Genomic DNA, 17,950 nt, shown 5'->3' on the forward strand with positions numbered 1-17,950 from the left:
CATCATAGTTCAGAATAACTAGCGCGTAAAATACTTATTCTTCCAACTGACAACGATACTGACCCCGCCGTTGTCGCTATGATTTTTTGCCACGATATGCCCATTATGGAAATTAGCAATAAGTTTTGCCAAATACAAACCAAGCCCCAGGTGCCCCCCCGAGTTTTTACGACTCGAATGCATTAAACTAAAGACCGACTTTAAAGCTTTCTTATCAATGACGGGCCCTCGATTACTCACTTCAAAGATTAAACGGGAATCATCCTCCCGTAAGCAAATTACAATCGGCGCAGATCTATCATCAAAGTCAACGGCATTGGTTATCAGTTTATCAACCATTTGCACAAACAAATCTCTGGAACCTTTTAGCGATACTCCGGATACCTGTGAATTGTATTTGAATTGATGCTCTGGCCAATTGGTCGCATATGCCTGAGAAACACCTTTGAGTACATCATCAACATCAAACGTATGCTTATCAGCACTCTTAATAGCCTGCTCTAAACGTGTTGCTTCACTGAGTCGACTCAATGTCTGGCTCATTCGACTGGCGCCGGACTGTGCAGAGCGTAGCATCTGAGCATCTAATTCAGACAAGCTGTCAGCACTCAGGTTGTCCAGCGAACTACGAATAATTGCGATCGGCGTCCTCAGCTCATGATTCAGCCTCGCCACTAATTTTTCTTGATAATCATGATGCTGCTTTAGTCGCGTCGTTAACTGCGAAAAAGTATTGGTCAGATCGGCGACCTCATCATCGTAATACTCCTCCCGTTTTATGACATGGCGGATCTGTCCCTGTTCTGATACGGCTTCTTCAGTAATATCTCGTAGCTCCACAATACGACGGCTATAGTCTTTACTCGAACGATACAACCACCACACCATCAAAACCCAGAAGAGTAGCATTAATAACAGCATCCTCAACCAGAAATCTCTCAGATAGAGCTTCTGATTGATGGCTGAAGACTCGACAATTAGAGCGCCAACAATGGCATCACCGTCGTATAAAGGCTCTAAAATTCTTGAATAAGCAGTCAGGTTTCCCGCATCGACCAGTTGTTCCTGCGCCTGCCCCAGTAATGTTTTATCCAGCTCTTCACTGGATAAACTGACTTTAGAGCCCCGGGTTTCAATCGGGCTTAAATCACTTAACCATAAGCGATTACGCCAATGGCCCTTAATACTTTGGTGGGGCTGACCATAGCCATAAACAATGTCACCCTGTAAATTGGTCACCATCACACGGTAGTCATCAGCTTTCAGTCGCGATAAAGCGCCAACGCTTAGCATGCTGTTCAAGTCAGCCAACTCAAAATTAGTAAAAGAATACAATCCTTGTAACTTAGGGGATGAGCCTTCTTTATCCACATCATGGATTTCAGCATTAAAGGTTGTTCCCACCAGTTCTCTGGGGACTCGGACCTCTAACTGATAACCTTGAGATGATTCCTGCCAGACCGCATAAACCGAATTGACCTCCCGGTAACCACTACTGGTCTGCCGCAACGCCGCAACGCGCCCAGGCGCTATCGGCGAGAACTGTAAGCGATAGGCATTTAGCTGGACTTCGATCTTATCCGACTGCCCGCCCAGTTCGAGATTCTTACGGTACACCACCTCATCGTCTTCCACATCAAACAGTAAGAAGAAATGTTGTTGGTCTTCAACCAGATTCAATTCGGCAGATTGCCCAAAATTCTGTATACGGTTGCCAAAACCGTGATAGGGGTACCATTCATCAGAGTAGCCATCGATCAAAATACCGGTTTCTCGTAAAGCGACATGCAAGGTTGGCTTAGAGTTATCGGTATCCAGTTTATGACGAAAGTTATTGTCGTGTTGTATCAGCTGCTCGAAAAAACTACGCAAATTATTAGCTTGCTGAATGGCCTGCTGAAAGTTGTCGCGCTCTAAATCACTCTCAAACTTACTGTCGATCAACCAGCTGGCTAACGGAATCAGTAAAAAAACGCAGCTAATCAGTAAAATACGCCATTTGAGAGATAAAGATTTCATTATGCCTGGTTCCAGCGATACCCCATGCCATAAACGGTCTCAATAGAGTCAAACGACTTATCGATACGCTGGAATTTCTGGCGAATACGCTTTATGTGTGACGTAATGGTACTGTCGTCTACGACGGCTTTAACCGCCTGCATTAATTGTTCACGATTTTTCACGTGCCCTGGGCGAGATACCAGCGCATTGACAATCCAAAACTCACTGACCGTCAAGTCGACGAGCGTACCGCTCCATTTTACGCTGAGGCGCTCATTATCAATTTCAAGCGAACCCACCTGGTGAATAGCATTAGCATTCGGCGCTTCCTGCAACGACTCAAGACGTCTAAACAGCGCTGAAATTCGAGCCAAAAGATGTGGTAGGCTGATATCTTTAGTCAAGTAATCATCAGCCCCTAACCTTAGTCCAGAAATAATGTCCAGATCACTATCAAGCGCAGTTAGAAAAATAATCGGCAACTGGGTCGATTGTTGTCTCAGGCTCCGGCATATTTCAAAGCCAGCTTCCTGTTCATTGCCTAACCCGATATCAAGCAAAACTAAATCGGGTAAACGATTGGCAAAAGCGTGTTCGGCTTCATTTTTGGTCTCATAAACGACAACTTCATAACCCGCTTTTTTTAACGCCATACTGTAGTTTTGTTGTAATAATGGTTCGTCTTCGACAACGGCTATACGCTTTCCCATACATGTTCCTAATATTTCACTTATCTATCGGTTTATACCCAACCACTGCATCAGGGGCGATATCAGTGGAAACTCAAAGCATTTTAGACAATGCGTCACCGGAAGGGAATGGCCCTCACCTCTCCACAATCAATAACAAGGTATTTAAGTAGTTTAAATACCCTTTGAAGAAGCCTGTAATAGGCCACGAATTGGACCGCAATGCAAGCTCTGAAAGTCACAATTTATAAGTTGATTGGGTATACGAGCTAATATAAGGTAAAATAACTCCACACAATAATCCAACCAATTTAAGACTTTTTGATGCAAAACTACCAACCCGCTACCGATTCTCTAAAAGACAAGGTCATTCTGGTCACTGGTGCCACCGACGGCATTGGTAAAGAAGCCGCCCTAGACTACGCCAAACACGGTGCAACTGTGGTTTTACTATCTCGTGACACCCGTAAACTGGAAAAAGTATACGATGAAATAGAAGCTCTGGGCTACCCAAAACCAGCTTTTCTACCGGTCAATTTACAGGATAACAACCCTGAAACGTATCAGAAAGTGGCGCACGTCATTGAGGATGAATTCGGTAGGTTAGATGGACTGCTGCATAATGCCGGCGATCTGGGCTTACTTAGCCCTATTGAACATTTTGACGAAGAAACCTGGTTTAGAGTCATGCAAGTCAATGTCAATGCTGAATTTTTGTTGACAAAATACTGCATCCCTCTTCTCAAGAAAGCAAACAATGCCTCGCTTGTTTTCACCTCTTCCGGCGTTGGTCGCAAAGGGCGCGCCTATTGGGGGGCTTATGCCGTCTCTAAATTTGCTAACGAAGGCATGATGCAGGTCTTGGCCGATGAGTTGGAAAACACTTCAATCCGGGTCAATAGTCTCAATCCTGGTGCAACCCGTACCAAAATGCGTGCTAATGCTTATCCTGGAGAAAACCCAGAGACTTTGCCGACACCGCAAGATATCATGCCAGCCTATTTATGGCTCATGGATGAGGCATCGACCGATGTCAACGGGCAAGCAATCAATGCAAGGGACTTTATTTAAACAGCTTAAGGACACCTTTTGAAGAACGCCACTCTCAGCCAGAAAGCGCCTTCTGTTGCCGGTAAACCTGCTGGTAGCTCGCCTGTGTCTCAATTTGCGGCGATCGATCTAGGCTCTAATAGTTTCCATTTGGCCATTGCACAGTTCGATGGCCACACCCTGCGTGTCATTGGACGCCTAAAGGAAAAGGTCCAGCTGGCTGCAGGCCTTGATCAAAACCACAAACTTTCAGATGAAGCCATACAACGCGGCCTCAATTGTTTGCAGCTATTTGCTGAACGTATTCGCGATATTGATCGCTCCTATGTAACGGTCGTCGGCACCTACACGCTGAGGAAAGCTATAAATGCCGCAACCTTTGTCAAACAGGCTGAATCCATACTGGGCCATACTATTGACATTCTTCCAGGCAGGGAAGAAGCACGTCTGATTTATGATGGGGTATCGCATAACCATCCTGATCTAAAGAAAGCACTGGTCATTGATATTGGAGGCGGTAGTACTGAAATTATTTTAGGTGAACAGTTCAAGCCTGAAATTATGGATAGCTTATCGCTAGGCTGTGTCACCAGCAAAAAGTTTTTCCCTGATGGGAACATTACAGAAGATAATTTTAATGAAGCCGCTATGAACGCGGCAATTGAGGTCTCTGAGGTTAAAAAGTTCTACGATAAAATACACTGGGAGCATTGCCTTGGTGCTTCTGGAAGTATTGAGTCGGTTTATAAAGTGCTATTCGACTTAAACTTGGCTCAAGGATTTATCACCTTTGACCATCTGAAAATCTTAAAGCAAAAGCTCATCGATATCGGTGACTTCAACAAGGTTCAGTTTTCAGGTCTCACCGAGAGTCGCAAGAGTACCTTTACGAGTGGCGTGGCTATTTTATACGGGTTGTTCGACACGCTGAACATCGACAAGATGCATATAGCGGATGCATCCCTCAGAGAAGGGATATTATTAGAGCTGGTGGAAGAATTAAAAGGGAATGATATTCGCCACCAGACCGTCCATAGTCTGATGCATCGCTTTAACGTCGATCAGGAGCACGCCTTTCAAGTTAAACAAAGTGCCCAACTCATTTTCGAGCAGACAGCTGATCTGTGGGGAATTTACGATCCCATATACAAAAACTATCTGGACTGGGCCTGTGACCTTCACGAAGTCGGTCTATCCATCAGTTTCTCCAAGCTGCGAATGCACAGCGCTTACATAGTCCAGTATGGCGATATGCCGGGTTTTAGCCAGCAGACTAAAGACTCCCTTGCTGCAATCATCGCCAATCAAAAGAAAAAGCTCTACCCTGAGCAGCTGGATAATAAATACGATCCTCAGCCTGCGCTATTAGCTATCGTCAGAATTTTACGCTTAGCCATTTTATTTAATGTTAAACGAGATAATCACAACATTCATGAGCTCCATTTTATCCCTGAAGGTCAGCAGGGTTTAGTCATTCAAATCCCTGAGCGATGGGCCAGCGAACACCTCTTAGTTATTGCCGAATTGAACCGTGAAGCAGGCTATTTAAGCGACCACCAAAAATCACTGACCATTGAAATTGTTTAATGAGCCAGTTTCTCAAGCAGCACCTGTTGAACTTTAGTCTCTGCTGAACAGTTTGAATCAAAAAGCCGATAGTCACCGCCCGTTTGCAGCATCCAGCTCTGCCTTTTATCCGCCAGCATTAAATTCAGCTCATCCATCATACGTTGCTTTAAATCGGCCTGTAAGATGGGAAAGCAGGTTTCGACACGATGGTATAGGTTACGCTCCATCCAGTCCGCTGATGCAGCATACAGATTCTCTTCACCGTTATTGTAGAAATAATACACCCGGGAGTGTTCCAGGAAACGTCCAATAATGGAGCGTACGCGAATATTCTCGGATACACCTTTTATGCCGGGAGACAAACAGCACACGCCACGTACAATTAAATCAATGTCAACGCCAGCGATGGATGCTCGGTATAGAGCTTCTATCAGAGACTGATCGGTTAACGAGTTCAGCTTGATAATCATGCGCCCCTTTTTTCCTGCCAAAGCATGCTGGGTTTCACGATCCACGGCAGCCAGTAAGTTTTTGTGTAAAGTAAATGGCGCATGCCAGAGCTGATTTAGCTCGTAAACCTTGCCCATCCCGGTTAATTGCTGGAATACTTTATGCACATCTTCACAAATCTGTGGATCGCTGGTTAATAGACTGTAATCGGTATAGAGACGAGCATTACCGGCATGATAGTTACCGGTCCCTAAGTGCACATAACGCGTCAGCTTTTTACTTTTCCCTTCCCTGCGCACTACCAGCGACATTTTGGCATGTGTCTTATACCCAACCACACCATAAACCACCAGAACACCGGCCTCCTGCAGTTTCTGTGCCAGCTCAATATTATCCGCTTCATCGAAACGAGCTCGCAGCTCAACCACCGCCGTTACTTCCTTACCAGCATGAGAAGCATCAATCAATGCTTCAACTATCGCCGACTGACTACCGGTGCGATACAGGGTTTGCTTGATAGCCAGTACCGCGGGATCTGAAGCGGCCTGCCGCACTAGATCAATGACGGGCTGAAAACTTTGATACGGGTGATGCAGCAAAATATCCCGTTCCGCCATGATCTCATACACCCCTCGACGAGCGATATCAGAGGGCACTTTTGGAGTAAAGCCCACAAACTTCAAGTCCGGCCTGTCCACCAGCTCAGGCAATGACATAAGTCGATTCAAATTGACAGGCCCATTTACCCGATACAGCTCATCTGAAGTTAAGTTACACTTCTGTAGTAAAAAATTTGTTATTTTATTCGGGCACGATTCACTAACCTCCAAACGGACCGCAGCACCAAAGTTCCTCGATTGCAGTTCTCGTTTTAAGGCACTGGCTAAATCTTCGATGGTGTTTTCCTCCAGCAATAAATCACTATCCCGCGTTAAGCGAAACTGGTAGCAACCGTGGATATCCATGCCCGGGAATAAATCTTCAGCGAACTCAGAAATGATCGAAGATAAGTATACAAAATTATGCTCTTTCGTTCCCCCAACCTTTTCAGGGAGTTCGACAATACGAGGCAGAGATCGTGGCATATGCAGGACAGCATATTCCAAATCACGCCCAAAGGCGTCATTACCATGCAGATGTAACAGGAAATGCAGACTTTTGTTTACCAGACGAGGAAATGGATGCGCCAGATCGAGGCTGATCGGACTGATAACTGGCATCACCTGATGTTTAAAATACTTTTTCAGCCACTTATATTGCTCATCATTCCATTCATTGGAGGGAAGAAACTGTATCGACTCCTCGGCCAGTTTAGGTAAAAGCTCTTGATTAAAAATACGATATTGCTCATCAACCAGTTTATGTGCTCTTTCTGTAATCTCCCTGAGGACTTCTTCTGTCGATGCGCCGTTTAAACTCGGCTTGGTATCGCCACGGGCCAGATCATGCCTAAGCCCCGCGACTCGAACTTCAAAAAACTCATCCAGATTACTACTACAAATAAAAATGAAGCGAATTCGCTCAAGAAGAGGAATGCTCGGGTCTAAAGCTTGTTGTAAGACTCGCCAGTTAAAAGCCAATAAACTCAGCTCTCGGTTTAAGTAATACTGCGAGTCAGATAGATTCATTCCCCTGAGTGTATCAAAGGATAGAGGAGCAGTCTCTCCTGGTGGTATTGGCAAGGTAGAAGCCTTGGATAGAGTCTTTTCCATGAAGGGGGTACCAATTCAAAAATGACTCCTCGAATATAGCAATTTTGTATTAGAGCCACAGCGTACTTATATGACACTTTTGTGACTCTAACGTTCCCAATCACCCCTTTTTCCAAATATTTTTGCGCTTGCTACCACGTGGTTTCGGCTGTGACTTACGAGCCTGTACTTCAAGGTCAACGAGCTCAGCAAGTTGCTGAATCTGTGTTTCATTTAAATCCATCCAGCGACCACGACTTAAACTCTTAGGCAAGTCAATCGGTCCATATTGAATCCGTATCAGCCGCGATACGTCAACGCCCTGTGACAGCCACAATTTCCGCACTTCTCGGTTCTTACCTTCAGATAAACCGACTTCGTACCACTGGTTAGAGCCTTCGCCACCGCCCGGCTGAATATAATTGAAGTGGCACATATCGCCATCAATCAAAACTCCAGACTTAAGGTTCTCCAACATTTCATCCGTAACCTGCCCGTGAATGCGCACCGCATACTTACGTTCAACCTGGTACGAAGGATGCATTAACCGATGGGCCAGCTCGCCGTTATTGGTAAATAACAACAGTCCCGTTGTGTTGATATCCAACCTGCCGATACTAATCCATCGTCCAAACTTGGTATTGGGTAAGCGATCAAAAACGGTTGGCCGCCCTTCCGGATCTTTCTGTGTCGATACTTCATCCAATGGTTTGTGGTAAGCGATAATGCGAGTATACACCTCGTCCGAAGGCTTAATTTTAATGACTCGGCCGTCAACTCGAATGGTGTCCTTGTCTGTCGCCCTTTCTCCAAGCTCAGCAATTGAACCATTAACACTGACACGACCATTGGCAATCCATTTTTCGATTTCCCGTCTGGAACCTAAACCGGCATTAGCCAGAATTTTCTGTAACTTTTCAGATCTGTTATCAGATCGCTGCTTTGACATAGTGATGAACTTATCTTGAGTATTAGGCTAATTTTAGGCTTTTAACCGCAAACAGTCGAGCAAGAACTCGACTAAATCCCCAAAGAATAAGATTTAGGAAGCCAGGCGTTGTATCCGTCTGTGATCGTCGATAAAGTTTTCAAGGCGATGAAAAACGTCATATCGAGTAAATGGTTTTTTGATAAAATCATCGGCACCAATACGTTCAGCGTAGTATCTTTCCGTTGCCAGGGCGTTGCCACTAATCATAATAACCGGTATATGCTGGGTCAGCGGACTTTTACGCAGTGCTCGCAGTACCTGAAAACCATTAATACCGGGGAGAACTATATCAAGAAAAATAAGATCTGGGAGCTGCTTTTTAATTAACTGAATACCAGATTCACCATCGTAAGCAACAGAAACATCGTACCGATTCTGCTCCAACATTTTTTTCAACATGCTGCAAACAGTCTTGGAATCATCGATGATTAGCATCCGGGTGCCCGCCAGAGCATTAATCCGCTGACGGTGACGTCTTTCGACAAAGCTATCCTGCTGACCGACGACTTCTGCTCGATGCGTCGTTAAACTGGTACGAATTTTACTTAAAAGACTCAAAGCAACCTCACCACAAGCCATTGATTTTCTTAATGGTGAGAAAAGTATAGATAAAATTGATTATGAAAACCTAGTATTACTTATCAGTTTGATAAATTCAGGCTATGGAATAAGTCAATCTTGCAACTCAGTCGGCTTTAAACTCGGTTCACTCTCTTCTTCTCCTTCTGACGACACCTGATCTTCCTGTTTGTGCTCGTCTTTGTCATCATCAGGAAACATCGTCTCGGCTTCATCATCTGCACTCGACTCAGCCTGCTCTTCTGGTTCCGGACTGTCAGACTCAGATTCATCTATCCCCCCAGACGTTTCATCCTTAGTATTCTCATCGAACTCTCCATCATTGTCCGTATTTTCTTGAGAGGTATCGTCTTCCGTTTGCTTCGAACTTTCCCCCTCATCCTCGTCCTGCTCAAACTTTAGCTCAGGATTCAGGTTATCCAGATCCTTGATTTCAGCCAACGATGGCAACTCATCCAGACTTTTCAGGCCAAAATAGTCTAAAAACTGCTTGGTTGTCGCATACAGAGCAGGTTTACCCGGCACATCACGGTGCCCAACCACGCGAATCCACTCGCGCTCCAGCAACGTTTTAACGATTGAACTACTGACACCAACGCCACGTACCTGCTCAATATCACTCCTTGTGGTGGGTTGGCGGTAAGCGATTAACGATAGAGTTTCAAGCAAAGCTCTGGAGTAACGAGAAGGTCTTTCTTCCCATAGTTTAGCCACCCACTCCGCGTACTCTTGACGGGCCTGATAACGAAAACCTGTAGCGACCTCAACCAGCTCAATGCCCCGCCCTGTAGCTTCTTCCTGTAACATGGACAACGCTTTGGTTACATCAGTGGTTTGCACTTTATCCTCATCGGAAAAAAGCTGGACCATGCGCTCTTTAGATAAAGAACTGCCGGCTGCCATCAATGCAGCTTCAATAATGCATTTTATTTTATCGATACTCATACTCATGCTTGATCGCTTGTAGTCTCTATATCGGCCAAAGCCTCATCAATGTCTTCTTCACCTTCTATACTGCCACTGGTCTTCGCTCTGACATGAATGGGCCCATAACCATCGGATTGAATAATCTCCAGCAAAGACTCCTTGGTTAACTCCATGATAGCCAAAAAGGTCACGACTACGCCAGCTCGCCCCTCCTGCGGATCGAATAACTTGGCAAAGTCGGTAAAGCTTTTCGCCGATATACGCTCCAACACTTTTCCCATCCGCTCGCGCACGGATAACGCCTCAAACTTAACCTGGTGACTGGAGAACATTTCTGCCCGCTTCAATACGTCTCGCAATGCGACCAGAAGCTCTTTCATATCAACTTCTGGCTCCGGCTTGATGATATTCATATCGGGCTTTTTAACATTGACTGAATAGACATCCCGGCCCATACGTGGCAATTCATCAATATCTTCTGCGGCTTGCTTAAACTGCTCGTACTCCTGTAAGCGTCGAATCAGATCAGCTCGTGGATCTTCCTCATCCTCATCCTCAACTTCTGGGCGAGGCAATAAAACGCGGCTTTTAATCTCAGCCAACATAGCAGCCATCACCAGATACTCAGCAGCCAGCTCAAGCTGCAATGCCTTCATCAATTCCACATATTCCATGTATTGCTCAGTAATGTGAGCAATCGGAATATTGAGAATATCGAGGTTCTGGCGTTTAATAAGGTAAAGCAGTAAATCTAAAGGTCCTTCAAAAGCCTCGAGAAATACTTCCAACGCATCGGGCGGGATATACAGGTCTTGCGGAAACTCCTCAACCTGTTCACCATCGACCAGAGCAAAAGGCATTTCCTCCTGTACATGATCAGGATCTGAATGCTCTTGCTCAACAGCCTCTTGCTTTTCTTGGTTTGACTCGCCCGTCGACTCTGTCATCTACTGTGGTCTCGTTTATTTATAGGAAAGCCCCATCGCCTGGCGCACATCGTCCATGGTCTCGCGCGCAACATCTCGCGCTTTATCACACCCTTCGGATACAATGTTACGAACAATCTCTGGGCTTTCTTCATATTCTTTTGCACGCTCAACAAATTGTTGTTGTTCAGCGCATACACCATCGATCACCGGTTGTTTACACTCAACGCAACCAATCCCCGCTGTGGTGCAACCTTTTTGAACCCACTCTTTAACTTCATCAGAAGAGTAAATCTTGTGGAACTCCCAGACAGGACACTTCTCTGGGTCACCCGGGTCGTCACGGCGAACTCGTGCCGGATCGGTCGGCATGGTACGAATTTTCTTCTCCACCGATTCTCGAGGTTCACGCATGGAAATCGCATTGCCGTAAGACTTGGACATCTTGTGTCCATCCAGACCAGGCATTTTCGAAACTGGCGTCAATAACGCTTTTGGCTCGGGTAAGATCACTTTTCCCGCACCATCAAGGTAACCGTATAGACGCTCACGATCATTGAGTGAAATATTGGCCTGAGATTCAACCAGTGCCTGAGCAGTTTCCAGCGCAGCATGATCGCCCTCTTCCTGAAACTTCTTGCGCAAGTTTTTATATAACTTAGCGTTCTTCTTACCCATTTTCTTAATAGCCTGGGTCACTTTGTCCTCAAAGCCTGGCTCTTTACCGTAAAAGTGATTAAAGCGACGCGCCGCTTCACGAGTCATTTCAACATGCGGCACCTGATCGGCCCCGACAGGTACATTGCCCGCACGATAAACAAGAATATCCGCGGCCTGTAACAATGGGTAGCCAAGAAAACCGTAAGTTGATAAATCCTTGTTTTTCAACTTTTCCTGCTGCTCTTTATAAGTCGGTACTCGCTCCAACCAGCCAAGAGGAGTCGTCATCGACATCAACAGGTGCAGTTCCGCATGCTCTGGGACTCGCGACTGCACAAAAATAGTCGACGCACTTGGGTTAATACCCGCTGCCAACCAGTCAATAACGGTGTCCCAAACGTACCCTTCAATATGTGAAGTATCATCATAATTTGTGGTTAAGGCATGCCAATCAGCCACCATGAAAAAGCACTCATACTCATGCTGCATTTGTGCCCAGTTTTTTAAAACACCGTGATAATGCCCAAGATGTAACGGTCCCGTAGGACGCATGCCTGATAGTACGCGCTGTTGACCAACTGCTATAGAACTCAATGGATTTCCTTTGAAATTTTTTATAGAAAATACTTAAGACTGCCCATTATAACGAGAACATTCAAAAACGCTATATTTCTGTCCTTATCTCTGCCTACACCAACAAAACTTCAAGTAGTTAGCAAAAACAGTATAAAAAACATTCAGCTGTTGACAAAACAAAATACGTGCATATACACTTAAAGTATGAAGAATGCACCAGAATTCATTGAAACTAAAGATTGTCATTGCCTTGAAGCCAGGCGTAAAGCCAGAGCCTTGACTCGTCTGTATGAAGAAAAGCTACGCCCTTTTGGACTGCGAGCAACTCAATTTTCCGTACTGGCAACATTAAAGCTCAAGGGGCCCATGCCCGTCACTGAGCTGGCTGACTTTCTGGTGCTGGAGCGCACCACCATGACCCGTGGTGCTGCCGTGATGGCAAAGCACGGCTGGATCAAGCCAGCGCCCTCGGAAGATGCCCGCGTTAGAGCCTGGCAACTGACAGAGCAGGGCCGACAGAAACTGGCAGAAGCCTTTCCTGCCTGGAAAGAAGTTCAGCAACAAATTGATAAAGGTCAATAACTTACTAACAGTAGTCAAAGGAGTATGAAATGAAGCTGTACTATGCACAAACCGCCAACTGTTATAAAACATGTGCAGTGGCGAAACATTTACAACTTCCAGTAGAGTTTATTCACGTAGATCTAGGACAGCTGGAACATAAAACGCCTGATTTCCTCAGTAAAAATCCAAATGGTAAGGTGCCGGTTCTCGAAACGGATAACGGAACCCTGTGGGAGTCCACCGCCATCATGTGTCATTTTGCCCGCCAGGCAAAATCCGACTTATGGCCAGAGGATGAACGGCAGGTCGATGTAATGCGTTGGTTGAGTTGGGATATGGATAACTTCCTGCCTACTGCCGGTGTTTATTATTTTGAAAACATCATTAAACCCCAGTTCGGCCTGGGCGAGCCGGATCAGGACGCAATAAAGAGTGCTGATAAAGACTTCTATCAGCATGCAAAAATTCTTGAGGACCATTTAGAAGCTCAAGAATTTCTTGTCGGTGACAGCCTGACCTTAGCCGATTTATCAGTCGCCGTCTTGCTACCTTATGCCGACAAGGCACAAATCCCGCTCAACGGTTTTAGCAACATACAGCGTTGGCACGATAATTTAATGCAACTACCTGCCTGGCAGGCCCCTTTTCCAACAACTTAAAAGGAGATGAGTTATGTCACTTTATATCGATGGATATGTTTTACCCGTACCGAAAGACAACCTGGACGAATACATCGAAATGGCCAGACGCGCAGGTAAGGTCTGGAAAGAATACGGCGCACTTAAAGTTATCGAGGCCGTGGCCGACGACGTACCTGAAGGAGAAGTCACCTCTTTCTCACAAAGCGTTAAGTTAAAAGATAATGAAACAGTTATTTTTTCCTACATCCTTTACGAGTCACGTGAAGCACGGGACGAGATCAATGAAAAAGTCATGAAGGATCCCCGCCTGGCTGACATGATGGATCCCAAGAACTTGCCGTTTGACGGTATGCGCATGTTCTGGGGCGGATTTAAACCTATTGTAGAACTGTAAAACTTAATCAATACAAGGAGTAGATTATGAGTAACAAACCTGAACAGTTAAGAGCCCCGATTGCACACCTGGTATGCGAGCCATGTAAAGAAGCGATAGACTTTTATTGCCAGGCCTTTGGCGCAGAAGAGTTACAACGAGTCCCGAGTCAGGACGGCAACAAAATCATGCACGCTTGCCTCAAACTTGACGACGGTTTTGTTTTTCTTATGGATGACTTCCCGGAGTTCTGTGAAGGCAAGTCACAAACCCCAAAGGCATTAGGCGGTAGTCCTGTAACAATCCACCGCTACGTGGATGACTGTGACAAGGCATACAAGCAAGCGCTCGATGCTGGCGCCACAGCACGGATGGAACCGGAAGATACCTTCTGGGGAGATCGCTATGGTGTGCTAGTCGACCCATTTGGTCATAGTTGGTCAATAGCTCATCATATCAGAGACCTAAGTGACGATGAGCTAGAGAAAGCAATGGCTGAAGAGTTTAGTGGAGGATAGTCATGGCAAATAAAATCACCACAAATTTATGGTTTGATGATCAAGCCCAAGAAGCAGCTGAGTTTTATACATCTATTTTAAAAACTCAAGAATCAACCACATTGCTCGTTACCGCAAAGCAGGCTTTAAGTTACACGGCCGCCCTGAAGGAAGTGTTATGACGGTTGATTTTGAGCTTGATGGTGATCATTTTGTGGGGCTGAATGGCGGCCCCATATTTCAATTCAATGAAGCAATTTCTCTTATTATTAATTGCAAAGATCAGGCAGAAGTAGCTTATTTCTGGGAGAAGCTGACTGCCGATGGCGGCAAACCTAGTCAGTGTGGCTGGCTTAAGGATAAATATGGAGTCTCATGGCAAGTCGTCCCCGAGACTCTAAAGGACGTTCTCAATGATGATTCAGAACGAGCCGAACGAGCCATGATAGCACTGATGCAAATGCAAAAAATCGATCTGGAAACACTGCAAAATGCCTAAGGAGAAACGATGAACCAAATATACTTCGAAATTCAGGCCAGCGAGCCAAAACGGGCCATTCAATTTTATAATGCAGTTTTTGGCTGGCATTTTGACAAAGTAGAAGGTCTCCCTCTCAATTATTGGAAAATAAATGCTAAAAGTAACTCTGGAGGCTTGCTGCAAAGACCAGCCGATAAACCACCGATGGAATGTGGCACCAATGCCTTTGTCTGCTCCTTTGAAGTCAAAAACTTTGACGGAGTCGCACAGGTCATTGAGAAACAAGGCGGCACGGTAGCTTTACCTAAATTTGCTATCCCGCAAACCTGCTGGCAGGGATACTTTATCGACACAAAAGGTAATACTTTTGGCATATTCCAGCCTGATGATAGCGCCGGCAATGTTAAAGGCTGACAAGCTAAAATTCTCTTAGTAATGGATCTAACGCCCCCAGTCACCAAATTGAAAGTTGCTTAAAAACTAAACATGTGAGGTCTTTTCAGATATACTAGCCTCGATTTTCTATAATAATATTGAAATAAGAGGGACATAATAATGAAGCGAATAATCGCTCTTGCTTTTGCCACCCTAGTACTTTTAACCGTAGGCTGCGCATCTAAGTTAAGTAACTTTTCGAAAAAAGGTGTACTACAACCTGAAGAATCAATGGGTATCGTCGTAATTGCCTATGAATCTGACACATCAATTCATAGCCTGATATTTTCTGGGTCAGGGAAGTACAAATTAGAACATACTCTTTATGATAACGATCATAATTTTGTAGTAACTAGCATGCCAGCCGGAACTTACGATATCACTCGAGTCAAAATATACAATAAGTATAATTTCATATCGCTTGGTTCAAACCAAGATGAAAATTGGAAGATAAATATAGAACCAAACAAAATAAACTATATTGGCCACTTTAGCATAAACAGAATAGGCCGAGGTTACCGGGTACAAACCAAAAACAGCTCAACATTGGCGCTGGATTTCTTGAAAAATAACTTCAATGAACTTCTTAAAAGATATCCTCTAGTCTACGCTAAGGATGGACCAGAAGATGAGTTTTTTGAGTACGTTGAAAACTTAAAGGGGGAGAAAAATGATACTTAGAACAATAATATTAACAGCCATATTAGCATTAAGCTCTCAAACAGTTAACTCTAAGCTTATAAAGGCTAATGAAATATTTTCCTCCAGTCAGTTTAAGAACTTTGTTATATCACCTAACGGTAAAGCGCTCATTGGCAAAAGTTTCCTTGATGGATACCATCAGTTGTTTGCCTTAAAATCGGGTGAAAAAGAGGCTACCGAAATCTTTAAACTGTCCAACTCCAACAACATGAAGATCATGGACTTTAACTGGCTGGACAATGACACCGCGTATGTCAGTTATATAGGCTCTTTTAATAGAATGTTTACTCGCTTTATTGATTTTGAATTCAAAGAAAATAGCTTTGATATTGACTACTTCAATATAGAAAGCTTTGGGTTTGTTGTTAACCCTATGCCTGATATCGAAGATAAAGCTCTATTTTCGAAAATAGAGAAAGATGACGATAAGTTTGAGCTAGTCAAATTAGATCTTAAGCCATTACGTAGTCTAAGAAAGCACAATAAAAAGGCGCATAAAAAAGTTTTCAACAACTTTCAGGTTCTAAGCGAAGATCTAGATGATACATTTGAGTTTTATGTTTCAAATGACAGTTATAGTCTAGAAATGGTTGGGCAATACTATGATGATTATACTGCTTATTCAATTTTCGATGAGTCAGAAAATGAGTGGAGGGAGTTTTTTAAAGTCAGTAAAAATAAAGACGATAGTACTAACCACTCTAAATTAGATGTTTTCAAGCCTATTTCTAAAATAAACGCCCAATACATAGTAGCGTTATCAAATTTGAACAGAGATAAAGTCGCTGTCGTAAAGTTTGATACAAAGCAACAAAAAGCCGTTGAAGTTATTTATCAGTCTAAGAGTTACGACATCAAAGGTGCCAACTATAATTCCAAACTAAATAAATTAACTTCGGTTACTTATGTTGAAAGAGGTGTAAACAAACAAAAGTTTTTAGATAAGGCTGAACAACAGCTTCAAGCAAAGCTCCATGACAAAATTGGACTGGACTCTGTTTTTATTATTGATAGATCTACAGACAGCTCGAACTTAGTGATATTTGCATATGATGCATCACATCCAGGAAAGTTTTATCACTATAATGAACAAAGGGATAAACTCAGGTTCTTGCAAAATGCAAAGCCAGATTTACATCCCTATCATTTTGTAAAAGCCAAGCTATTAACAGCAAAAAGTGATCTCAACAAAACGATCGAAGGATTTTTATATTTACCTGAGAATAAATCAAATAATCCCTTAGTTGTGATGCCTCATGGTGGCCCAATTGGGGTCCAAGACCTTAATGAGTTTGATCGTGGGATTCAATTCTTAGTGAACCGTGGATATGCTGTTTTAACAATGAACTTCCGTGGTAGCTCCGGCTATGGTAGAGCATACATGAGTGCAGGACGGGAACAGTTTGGTAAAGGAATTGAAGCTGATATTAACGTGTTGACCCAAAAAGCACTTAAGTTGCCACAAATAGACGCTGATAATGTATGTATTTATGGTAGCAGTTATGGAGGCTATTCAGCTGTAACTTCCACAATTCTCTACCCGAACACCTATAAATGTGCTATTTCCGCATTCGGTGTTTTTGATTTGCCATTACTATATAGTGCATCAAACTTGCACCATGCACAGGAAATCAAAGATGCTATTGGCTTTGTAGTGGGTGATATTGATACTGAGTACAAAAAGCTAAAGGACAGCTCTCCTTTGTATCGTGCAGAGGATATTAAAGTGCCTACATTGTTGTTCGCAGGAACAAAAGATGAGGTTGCCTATGCAGAGCATAGTCGGCGCTTAAATTACGTACTTAATCAATTAGAAGCAGTTGATATTGAATATTACGAATACCCAAGAGCAAAGCATGGCCATCTAAACTGGTATGGCGATATTCATCAGTACCTTACCATAATAAACTTTCTAAACCAGATCATAGGTTCTGATAAGAGTTATTCCGAGGAAGATAAGAAAGTACTTGCTGCTGATAATTACACACTGGGAATGCTTTATTATCATGGGAATTTTATAGAAAAGGACACGACCAAGGCTAAAAATTATCTCCGATTAGCCCATAGTTATGGTGACGATAGAGCGGCGCAGTACTTAAGACGGTTAGGAGTATATAACTTTTAAAAAGAATTAATGATTAAAGGGGC

General features: G+C 43.9%; 17 protein-coding genes and 1 pseudogene. 10 read left to right on the top strand and 8 right to left on the bottom strand.

The annotated features are described in order from the left end of the window. Positions 1-18: 18 nt before the first annotated feature. Both H7708_RS04690 and pdsR read right to left on the bottom strand, forming a co-directional pair. On the bottom strand, positions 19-2,019 hold the full coding sequence (locus H7708_RS04690) for an ATP-binding protein (RefSeq protein ID WP_223669313.1): 2,001 nt from the start codon (positions 2,017-2,019) through the stop codon (positions 19-21). Further along, complete coding sequence (gene pdsR / locus H7708_RS04695; protein WP_223669314.1) at positions 2,019-2,711, bottom strand: proteobacterial dedicated sortase system response regulator; 693 nt, start codon at positions 2,709-2,711, stop codon at positions 2,019-2,021. The genes H7708_RS04690 and pdsR overlap by 1 nt, the downstream gene beginning before the upstream one ends. Positions 2,712-3,014: 303 nt before the next feature. On the opposite strand from pdsR, the gene H7708_RS04700 reads away from it, so the two are divergent. After that, positions 3,015-3,761, top strand: coding sequence for a YciK family oxidoreductase (locus H7708_RS04700; RefSeq protein WP_223669315.1), 747 nt, complete (start codon positions 3,015-3,017; stop codon positions 3,759-3,761). Positions 3,762-3,779: 18 nt separating this feature from the next. Beyond that, the gene (locus H7708_RS04705; RefSeq protein ID WP_223669316.1) at positions 3,780-5,327 is read left to right on the top strand and encodes a Ppx/GppA phosphatase family protein; all 1,548 of its coding nucleotides are present in this window, start codon (positions 3,780-3,782) and stop codon (positions 5,325-5,327) included. Here the strand turns inward: H7708_RS04705 and ppk1 are convergent. From ppk1 to H7708_RS04735, 6 genes are all read right to left on the bottom strand, one after another. Further along, positions 5,324-7,387: a polyphosphate kinase 1 gene (gene ppk1, locus H7708_RS04710; protein WP_223669317.1), complete on the bottom strand. Its 2,064-nt coding sequence runs from the start codon at positions 7,385-7,387 to the stop codon at positions 5,324-5,326. The two genes, H7708_RS04705 and ppk1, sit on opposite strands and share 4 nt — an antisense overlap. A 184-nt stretch (positions 7,388-7,571) precedes the next feature. Then, positions 7,572-8,399, bottom strand: coding sequence for a 23S rRNA pseudouridine(2605) synthase RluB (gene rluB / locus H7708_RS04715; RefSeq protein WP_223669318.1), 828 nt, complete (start codon positions 8,397-8,399; stop codon positions 7,572-7,574). A gap of 93 nt (positions 8,400-8,492) precedes the next feature. Further along, the gene (locus tag H7708_RS04720) at positions 8,493-9,020 is read right to left on the bottom strand and encodes a response regulator (protein WP_223669319.1); all 528 of its coding nucleotides are present in this window, start codon (positions 9,018-9,020) and stop codon (positions 8,493-8,495) included. 93 nt (positions 9,021-9,113) lie between these two features. Beyond that, positions 9,114-9,965 (bottom strand): SMC-Scp complex subunit ScpB, encoded by an 852-nt coding sequence (scpB, locus tag H7708_RS04725; protein WP_223669320.1) that lies wholly within the window; start codon positions 9,963-9,965, stop codon positions 9,114-9,116. A 2-nt stretch (positions 9,966-9,967) separates the two neighbouring features. Next, entirely contained in the window at positions 9,968-10,894 is a 927-nt protein-coding gene (locus H7708_RS04730) for a segregation and condensation protein A (protein WP_328798967.1), read from the bottom strand. 15 nt (positions 10,895-10,909) lie between these two features. Continuing rightward, the gene (locus tag H7708_RS04735) at positions 10,910-12,127 is read right to left on the bottom strand and encodes a tryptophan--tRNA ligase (protein ID WP_223669321.1); all 1,218 of its coding nucleotides are present in this window, start codon (positions 12,125-12,127) and stop codon (positions 10,910-10,912) included. Positions 12,128-12,313: 186 nt separating this feature from the next. On the opposite strand from H7708_RS04735, the gene H7708_RS04740 reads away from it, so the two are divergent. From H7708_RS04740 to H7708_RS04775, 8 genes and pseudogenes are all read left to right on the top strand, one after another. Further along, positions 12,314-12,691 (top strand): MarR family winged helix-turn-helix transcriptional regulator, encoded by a 378-nt coding sequence (locus H7708_RS04740; protein WP_223669322.1) that lies wholly within the window; start codon positions 12,314-12,316, stop codon positions 12,689-12,691. Between the two features lie 29 nt (positions 12,692-12,720). Then, on the top strand, positions 12,721-13,332 hold the full coding sequence (locus tag H7708_RS04745; protein WP_223669323.1) for a glutathione S-transferase family protein: 612 nt from the start codon (positions 12,721-12,723) through the stop codon (positions 13,330-13,332). A gap of 13 nt (positions 13,333-13,345) precedes the next feature. Beyond that, positions 13,346-13,708, top strand: coding sequence for a DUF1428 domain-containing protein (locus H7708_RS04750; protein WP_223669324.1), 363 nt, complete (start codon positions 13,346-13,348; stop codon positions 13,706-13,708). Positions 13,709-13,734: 26 nt separating this feature from the next. After that, entirely contained in the window at positions 13,735-14,205 is a 471-nt protein-coding gene (locus tag H7708_RS04755) for a VOC family protein (RefSeq protein ID WP_223669325.1), read from the top strand. 2 nt (positions 14,206-14,207) lie between these two features. Continuing rightward, positions 14,208-14,683, top strand: a pseudogene (locus tag H7708_RS04760) (VOC family protein). Between the two features lie 9 nt (positions 14,684-14,692). Continuing rightward, the gene (locus H7708_RS04765; RefSeq protein WP_223669326.1) at positions 14,693-15,079 is read left to right on the top strand and encodes a VOC family protein; all 387 of its coding nucleotides are present in this window, start codon (positions 14,693-14,695) and stop codon (positions 15,077-15,079) included. Positions 15,080-15,220: 141 nt separating this feature from the next. Continuing rightward, on the top strand, positions 15,221-15,781 hold the full coding sequence (locus tag H7708_RS04770; protein ID WP_223669327.1) for a hypothetical protein: 561 nt from the start codon (positions 15,221-15,223) through the stop codon (positions 15,779-15,781). Then, positions 15,771-17,927, top strand: coding sequence for an alpha/beta hydrolase family protein (locus H7708_RS04775; RefSeq protein WP_223669328.1), 2,157 nt, complete (start codon positions 15,771-15,773; stop codon positions 17,925-17,927). Before H7708_RS04770 ends, H7708_RS04775 begins: the two co-directional genes overlap by 11 nt. The last annotated feature ends 23 nt before the right edge of the window (positions 17,928-17,950 follow it).

The organism is Kangiella shandongensis (assembly GCF_020005365.1).
Classification (GTDB): domain Bacteria; phylum Pseudomonadota; class Gammaproteobacteria; order Enterobacterales; family Kangiellaceae; genus Kangiella; species Kangiella shandongensis.